The organism is Catenuloplanes sp. NPDC051500, assembly GCF_044454585.1.
Lineage (GTDB): Bacteria > Actinomycetota > Actinomycetes > Mycobacteriales > Micromonosporaceae > Catenuloplanes.
The window spans coordinates 26,583-33,687 of sequence record NZ_JBITDX010000027.1; the positions used below are offsets into that span (position 1 = coordinate 26,583).

Annotated in this window: 5 protein-coding genes; 3 read left to right on the forward strand and 2 right to left on the reverse strand. The window is 68.8% G+C overall.

Annotated elements, in window-relative coordinates:
• Nucleotides 1-48: 48 nt before the first annotated feature.
• Nucleotides 49-1,452, reverse strand: a complete 1,404-nt coding sequence (locus tag ACIA8K_RS35780; protein ID WP_396067587.1) for an O-antigen ligase family protein — start codon at nt 1,450-1,452, stop codon at nt 49-51.
• Nucleotides 1,449-2,627, reverse strand: a complete 1,179-nt coding sequence (locus tag ACIA8K_RS35785) for a hypothetical protein (RefSeq protein ID WP_396067589.1) — start codon at nt 2,625-2,627, stop codon at nt 1,449-1,451. The genes ACIA8K_RS35780 and ACIA8K_RS35785 overlap by 4 nt, the downstream gene beginning before the upstream one ends.
• A gap of 354 nt (nt 2,628-2,981) precedes the next feature.
• On the opposite strand from ACIA8K_RS35785, the gene ACIA8K_RS35790 reads away from it, so the two are divergent.
• Genes ACIA8K_RS35790 through ACIA8K_RS35800 form a run of 3 tightly spaced genes read left to right on the forward strand, consistent with a single transcriptional unit; the run spans nt 2,982 to nt 5,717 of the window.
• Nucleotides 2,982-4,202 carry a methyltransferase domain-containing protein gene (locus ACIA8K_RS35790; RefSeq protein WP_396067591.1) on the forward strand — a complete coding sequence of 407 codons (1,221 nt, stop codon included), beginning with the start codon at nt 2,982-2,984 and terminating at the stop codon, nt 4,200-4,202.
• 31 nt (nt 4,203-4,233) lie between these two features.
• The gene (locus tag ACIA8K_RS35795) at nt 4,234-5,076 is read left to right on the forward strand and encodes a sugar phosphate nucleotidyltransferase (RefSeq protein WP_396067593.1); all 843 of its coding nucleotides are present in this window, start codon (nt 4,234-4,236) and stop codon (nt 5,074-5,076) included.
• The gene (locus ACIA8K_RS35800; protein ID WP_396067595.1) at nt 5,076-5,717 is read left to right on the forward strand and encodes a PIG-L deacetylase family protein; all 642 of its coding nucleotides are present in this window, start codon (nt 5,076-5,078) and stop codon (nt 5,715-5,717) included. Before ACIA8K_RS35795 ends, ACIA8K_RS35800 begins: the two co-directional genes overlap by 1 nt.
• The last annotated feature ends 1,388 nt before the right edge of the window (nt 5,718-7,105 follow it).

Genomic DNA, 7,105 nt, shown 5'->3' on the forward strand with positions numbered 1-7,105 from the left:
TCATGGCACTGGCGGTCTTGATCGTCTGACTCAAGGTTGAGTAGACAATCAGTCGTTCGTCAGGCGCGGGGCGGAGCTTCGGACCATTCGGGCCGGGTGGGTGAGCCGCCACACCGCGCCTGTCGCACCTGTCAACAGCGCGAGCATCGTGCTGTACGTGGTGAAACCCATCGAGTCGAACGTGGCCGCCACCGTGACCGCGATCAGCTGCACCGCGATCAGGCACGCGGCCAGGTGCTTGTCCTCGCGCCGGGTGGCCCGCCGGTACGCCAGCACGCCGAGCGTCATCGCGGTCAGGTGCATCGCCGCCAGCCCGGCCACGCCGAGCACCCCCATGGTGACCAGGTGCTGGAGCCACTCGTTGTCGACGAAGAAGTAGATCGTCGGGATGAACGTGCCCGGCCCCCGGCCGAAGAGCGGCCGCTCCGCGAAGTACGCGAAGATCACCGCATAGTCGTCGGTACGCCCGGTGATGCTCGGGTCGTCCGCCGCGCCGGTGAACATCGACAGGATCGTGCCCATCAGACCCGGCTTGACCGCCATCAGCGCGCCGCCCAGCAGCACGCCCAGCCCGGCCAGGTTGATCCGCACCCGCCAGCTCCAGGCCGGCATCATCGCCAGCGCGCCGACGACGAGCGCCACGATGCCGGTGCGGGAGAGCGTCATCGGGATCGCCGCGCCCATCAGCACGCCGGCCACGATCGCCCACTGCCGGACCGTCTTCTTCGTGCCGAACATCGCGTAGTGCACTGCGAACGGCAGCAGGATCGCCATCACGGTGCTGAACTCGATGTAGTGCTGGGCCGTGCTTGCGACCCGGAAGAAGCCGTCGCCGCGGGACATGAAGCCCAGCTCCTCGCCGTGGTGCAGGGAGAGGCCCGGTACCTTGATGTACTTCGTGACGTCGACCGCGAGACCCGCCTGGAGCAGGCCGATCGCCGCCATGATCATTCCGCACCAGACCGAGATCTTCAGCAGGCTGTCCAGCCGGTCGCGGTTGGAGATGCCGTCCGCGCAGACAAGCAGCACGCCGAGGAAGCAGATCGTGCCGATGACCGCCCGGTCCGCCGCGTTCGCCTCGAGCGAGGGCAGGCCGCGCAGGTAGCCGGCCGCGTACGCGGAGAGCACAGTCGCGAGGTAGCCCATCGCGGCCCACCGAATCGGCTGCGGGCCGCGCAACGCCAGCCGCGGGTGCAGCTTCGACACCAGCCAGCCGAAGAAGAACACCAGGCCGAGCAGGAGTGCGGGCCGGCCCAGCGAGCTCAGCTGCGCGACCACCAGATCCTGTGGCAGCAGCAGGTTGAGCATGACGAGCAGGCTGAGCAGCGCGGCGCCGTCAAGCAGGTGCCGGCGGCCGCGCGTGGAGTACGTCGAGCCGACCGTGCCGACGTCCTCGAGGAGCGACGGCTCGAGGTCGACCGGGTGGTGCAGCGTGGTCGCCGGGCTGGTCAAGGCTTCGTGGCCTCGGTGGGCTCGGACGACGGCTTCGCCCAGCCCGCGTTCGACAGCGGGAGCACGATCGTCGCGTCGTCCGGCATCGGGCGCGCGGCCTCCGCGGGCGTGGCGTCCTTCGGTTCCGCCTGCTTCTTCTCCGCGGCCTGCTTCTTGTCGGCGGCCTGCTTCTTGTCTGCGGCCTGCTTTGCTGTGAGCTGGATCTGCACGGAGGGCATCGGCGTGGCCGGCTTCTGGCCCTGCTTCTGGGCCGGCTTCGGCGGAACGTAGGGGGCGCCGTTCCCGTTGCTTCCGTTCTGCGTCGTGCTGAAGTCCGGGCGGATGCCACCGGTGGTGGGCGCGTCCTCGGCCGGCCGGCGCTGTCCGTAGACCGCGCCGCCGGTCTTCTTCGCGGGCTCCGGCGCGGTCTGCCTCGGCTTCACCGGCAGCGCTGGGCCGGCCAGGATCGGCGCGATCCGCTGGGTGCTCGACAGGTCGCCCTGGCCCGGCATGACCGGCATGGCCGCCCGCGGCGGGAGGACCACCACCGGCACCGGCGCGGGGATCGCGCCCGAGGAGACCTCGACCTGGCGGCGGGCCCGGCGGCGCAGCACCGCGTCGACAAGCACCGCCACGCCGATCGTCAGGATCAGGCCGACGCCGAACACGACCACGAGCGCGCGCTTGAGCTTGGTGGTGACCTTCTCCACGCTGTCCGCCTTCTCAAGCGGCAGGGTGGTGATCTTTTCGCCGTCACTCAGCTTGTAGGCCTCCTGCTTCGTGGAGACCTCCTCCTGCACGACCGCGACAAGCGCACCGAGCGCGGCGCGGGCCTGCGCCTCGGTCGGCGAGACCACCTCGATCGAGATGATCGGCGCGTCCGTGTCGAGCGTGGTGACTGTCCACTGGCCCCGGTAGCCGTCCGCGTCGAGCGAGTCGGCGAGCGCCTTACTCTGCAGCCGAATCAGCGTCGCCTCGGCCAGCGCGGCCGGCTCCCAGGGGTTGACCTCCTGGATGGTGCCGATCGCCGCCTGGGTGGTCTGCCGCGGCGGCAGCAGCGTCACGTTGCCGACCGCCTTGTAGTCCGGCTTCACCACGAGCGCCATCCAGACCATGGCGGCCACCGTGAGCAGCAGCAGTGGCGCGGTCAGGTACCAGCGTCGCCAGAGCAGCTTGGCGACATCCGCGAAATCCATGGGGTCCTCTCGTGGCGGGCGAGGATGCGATCAGCCGGGGATCGCACACATATTTAAATCCCCGAACCCTTATGCGCACGGGCTGTGCATCCTTGCTGCCTCAGCGCTTGCTAATGGAGTTTGACCGCGACTCCCGGACTTTGGCAACCCTCGACAATTGCACCAAAAAAGACTTTGCGGCAGTCCGGTGATTATTCGGTGATCTTCTCCGTTGACGGGAACCGCCACATGGCACACTTGCCACCGAACACTGCAGGTCACAGGCCTGAGTGACGGATTTCTTACTTCGGGTTCCGGTGGGCTGGTACGGCTCATTACCGTTGCCGGGTCCTGGCCGTGATCAAGGTGGGAGTTATGGACACAATCCCGTGCCGGCTGTGTGGAAACACGTTGACCGAGACGTTTGTCGACCTCGGCATGTCGCCACTCTGTGAGAGTTTCCTCCGTGCCGACCAGATCGACGCACGGGAGTCCTTTTACCCGCTGCACGTGCGGATCTGCACGGAATGCCTTCTCGTGCAACTCCCGGCGTACGTCCCGGGTGAGAACATCTTCAGTGACTATGCGTATTTCTCGTCGTACTCCACCTCCTGGGTCGAGCACGCCCGCCGGTACGCGGAGACGATGACCGCCCAGCTCGGCCTCACAGGTGAGAGCCTGGTCACCGAGGTGGCCAGCAACGACGGCTACCTGCTCCAGCACTTCGTCGCCGCAGGCATCCCGGTGCTCGGCGTCGAACCGGCCGCGAACATCGCCGAGGTCGCGCGCGGCAAGGGAATCCGCACCGAATCGGAGTTCCTCGGCGCGGAGACCGGTTCGGCACTGGCCGGGCAATACGGCCGGGCGGACCTGGTCGCCGGCAACAACGTCTACGCGCACATCCCCGACCTGGTCGGGTTCAGCGCCGGGCTGGCCGCGCTCGTCAAGCCGGACGGCCTGGTCACGCTCGAGTTCCCGCACCTGCTGCGGCTGATCGAACGCAACCAGTACGACACGATCTACCACGAGCACTACCACTACCTGACGCTGCTGACCGCCCAGCGCGCGCTCGCCACCGCCGGCCTGACCGTGGTCGACGTGGAGGAGCTGTCCAGCCACGGCGGCTCACTGCGGGTGCACGCGCGTCACTCGGGCTCGCCTTCGGTGAACGTCAAGTCCGTGCTCGAGGCCGAAGCCGAGGCCGGGCTGCACACGGTCGAGGGGCACAAGGGCTTCGCCGAGGCGGTCTTCCAGATCAAGCGCGAACTTGTCGACTTCCTGCACACGGCGCGGGCCGAAGGCAAGACCGTGGTCGGGTACGGCGCACCCGGCAAGGGCAACACGCTGCTCAACCACTGCGGGATCCGGCAGGACCTGGTCGCGTACACGGTCGACCGGAACCCGCACAAGCAGGGGATGTTCCTGCCCGGCACGCACATCCCGATCCTCGCGCCGGAACGCATCGCTGTCGACAAGCCCGATTACGTGCTCGTGCTGCCGTGGAACCTGCGCACGGAGATCGGCGAGCAGCTGTCGTACGTGCGCGAATGGGGTGGCCGTCTGGTCTTCCCGATCCCGCATCTCGACGTGGTCTGAAGCCCCCTAGCAAGAAGAAAGGCAGCACAGCGTGAAGGTCGTCCTCTTCTGTGGTGGTTTCGGCATGCGCATGCGGGAAGGCGCCGGCTCCGCCCCCAAGCCGATGCAGCTGATCGGTGACCGCCCCCTGCTCTGGCACGTGATGCGGTACTACGCCCACTTCGGCCACAAGGACTTCATCCTCTGCCTCGGCTACGGCGCGGCCGCGGTCAAGGACTACTTCCTGCGGTACGACGAGACGATCTCCAACGACTTCACGCTCACCGCAGGCGGCCGGGACATCCAGATGTTCTCCACGGACATCAGCGACTGGAACATCACGTTCATCGACACCGGCCTGCGCGCCACGATCGGCGAGCGGCTGATGAAGGTGCGCGAGCACGTCCAGGACGAGGAGATCTTCCTTGCCAACTACGCGGACACGCTAACCGCCTCGGACCTGAACGCGTCGGTGGCGTCGTTCCGGGACAGCGGCGCGGTCGCCAGCATGCTCGCGGTCCCGCCGGTCTCCACCCACCACGTGGTCGAGATGGGCGACAACGGCCTGGTCACCCGCGTCCGCGAGGTCCGCGACCTGATGCAGTACGAGAACGGCGGATTCTTCGTGATGAAGCCGGACATCTTCGAGTTCCTGCACGAGGGCGAGGACATGGTCCCGCACGCGTTCGACCGCCTCATCCCGGTCGGCAAGCTCCAGGCCCAGCGGTACGACGGCTTCTGGCGCGCGGCGGACACGTTCAAGGACCGCGCCGAACTTGAGGAGATGTTCGCCCGCGGCGACTGCCCCTGGATGGTCTGGGACGACAACCGCAACGGCGGCCGCAAGCTCATCGTGCCGGCCCAGCACACCCGCGCGTCGTCGCTCGTCGCCTGATGCGCCCGCTCTCGCTGACCGGGATCACCTCGCTTGTCGCCCTGGGCGCGCACCCGGACGACCTGGAGATCGCGGCCGGCGGCCTGCTCCTGCAACTCGCCGCCGCAAATCCCGGCCTGCGGGTCCGCTACGTGCTGGCCACCGGCGCGCCCGCACGCCAGGCCGAGGCCCGCGCCGCGGCCGCCGCGTTCCTGCCCGGCGCAGCGATCACCTTCGACCTGGGCGCGCTGCCGGACGGCCGTCTGCCCGCGCACTGGGACGCGGTCAAGGAGCAGGTCGAGTCCGCCGCTCGTGAGGTCCGGCCCGACCTGGTCCTCGCACCCTGGTCCGGCGACGCCCACCAGGACCACCGCGCGCTCGGCACGCTGGCGCCGACCGCGTTCCGGGACGCGCTCGTCCTCAACTACGAGATCCCCAAGTGGGACGGCGACCTCGGGCGTCCCTCCGTCTACCTCCCCATGCCGGACGCGGTCGCGCGCCGGAAGGTGGAGTTGCTGCACACGCACTTCCCGTCCCAGGCCGGGCGCGACTGGTGGGACGACGAGGTCTTCCTCGGCCTCGCCCGCCTCCGCGGCATGGAATGCCGCTCCCGCTATGCCGAGGCCTTCCACACCGCAAAGCTCACCCTCACCCTCTCCTGAGCCCCGCGAAAACCCGCCCTCGCAGCGAATCCCGCCCCGGTCGAATGCCGCGTCGATCACTCCGCCGATGATCTGCTTCCGCCCGGAGCCGCCCCCGCCCCGCCCGCGACGGCAAGCCGGCCAGCGTGCGGCATGCGGCGTGCAACGCGTGGTGCGTGGCCCGCAGCGCGTGGCGCGGTGGCGCGTGGTGCGGTGGCGTATGGCGCGGTGGCGTATGGCGCGGTGGCGTGTGGCGCGGTGGCGTGCGGCGTGTGGCGTGTGGCGTGTGGCGAAATATCGGTATAAGGCGCCCAAGCGGAGCCGCTTCACACGGCCGCTCGATGCTGGCGCCAGTAACCGCTCGGTGAGTGCCGCAAACGATAGGTCAACAAGCGGAGTTGACCTATCGTTCGCGGCACTCACCGAGCGTCTGCCTATTGCGATGCCCGATCAAGCTGCGGGAGCGCGCTGGCCGCGGGTAGCCCCCTTGGCCATGGGCGCGCCCGCGCTCTTTTGACCTGCCGCGCGGTGTGCGGAGCACACAAAAGTGACCGCCTGGCTCCCCCGTCTGCCGTCGACCCGCCCCACGGGGAGCAGATCATCGGCTGGGCCGGCACCACCGCAACCGCAGCCAACACCACCCAGCGCAAGCCCGCCCCTGGCCCTCGCCGGACCGGGCTCCCGTCCGCTATGAGGCTTTCGCCCTTCCTCCGGTAGCTGGATCGCGGAGAGTGCCGCACCCGGGGGTGGGGTGCAAGATCCTTGCGACTCTGGTGGCCCTTATCAGGCCCTAATAAGGGCCACCAGGACCGCAAGGATCTTGATGTGGCCTTACTGATCTTTCAGGGGGCGGAGCGCGGACAGCCCCCGGTCAATAAATGCCGAAATTTCGGGCGCGTAGCGCCCGGCGGCAGCCCTTGACTTCAAAAGCTCAGCAAGGGCGGGCGGTGAGCGTGAGCCATGACATGCCATGTCGGACATGAGGTATTCCGCCTCGATGCCGCCCGGACGCTTGCCGAAGTGCCGCGACCGGCCCGCGCGCCTGCGGAACTCCTGGCGTCGCTGCTTGTCCTTGCGGCTGCCCGGTCGGCAGCCGTCCTGGGGGCCGGTCTCCTGTGGGAGTCTCGGCGTCCTTGCGACTGCCGGCCGGAAGCCGCTCTGGGGGCCGGTCTCCCGTGGGAGTCTTGGCGTCGCTGCCTGTCCTTGCGGCCACCCGGCCCGCAACCGCCCCGCCCGGCCGCCACTGAAGCGATGGCCGCGCCGCTCCGCGCCCCGCAAGCCAGCCGACCAGCCGGAACAACCCGCGACACTCTCGAATTCGGTACCAGCCTTTCGATCATCAGGCCCGGACGGCCAGGCGCGAAGGGGCAAGAGGGTCGCTAAGGCGGGCAAACCTCGCGTCGCGCTCC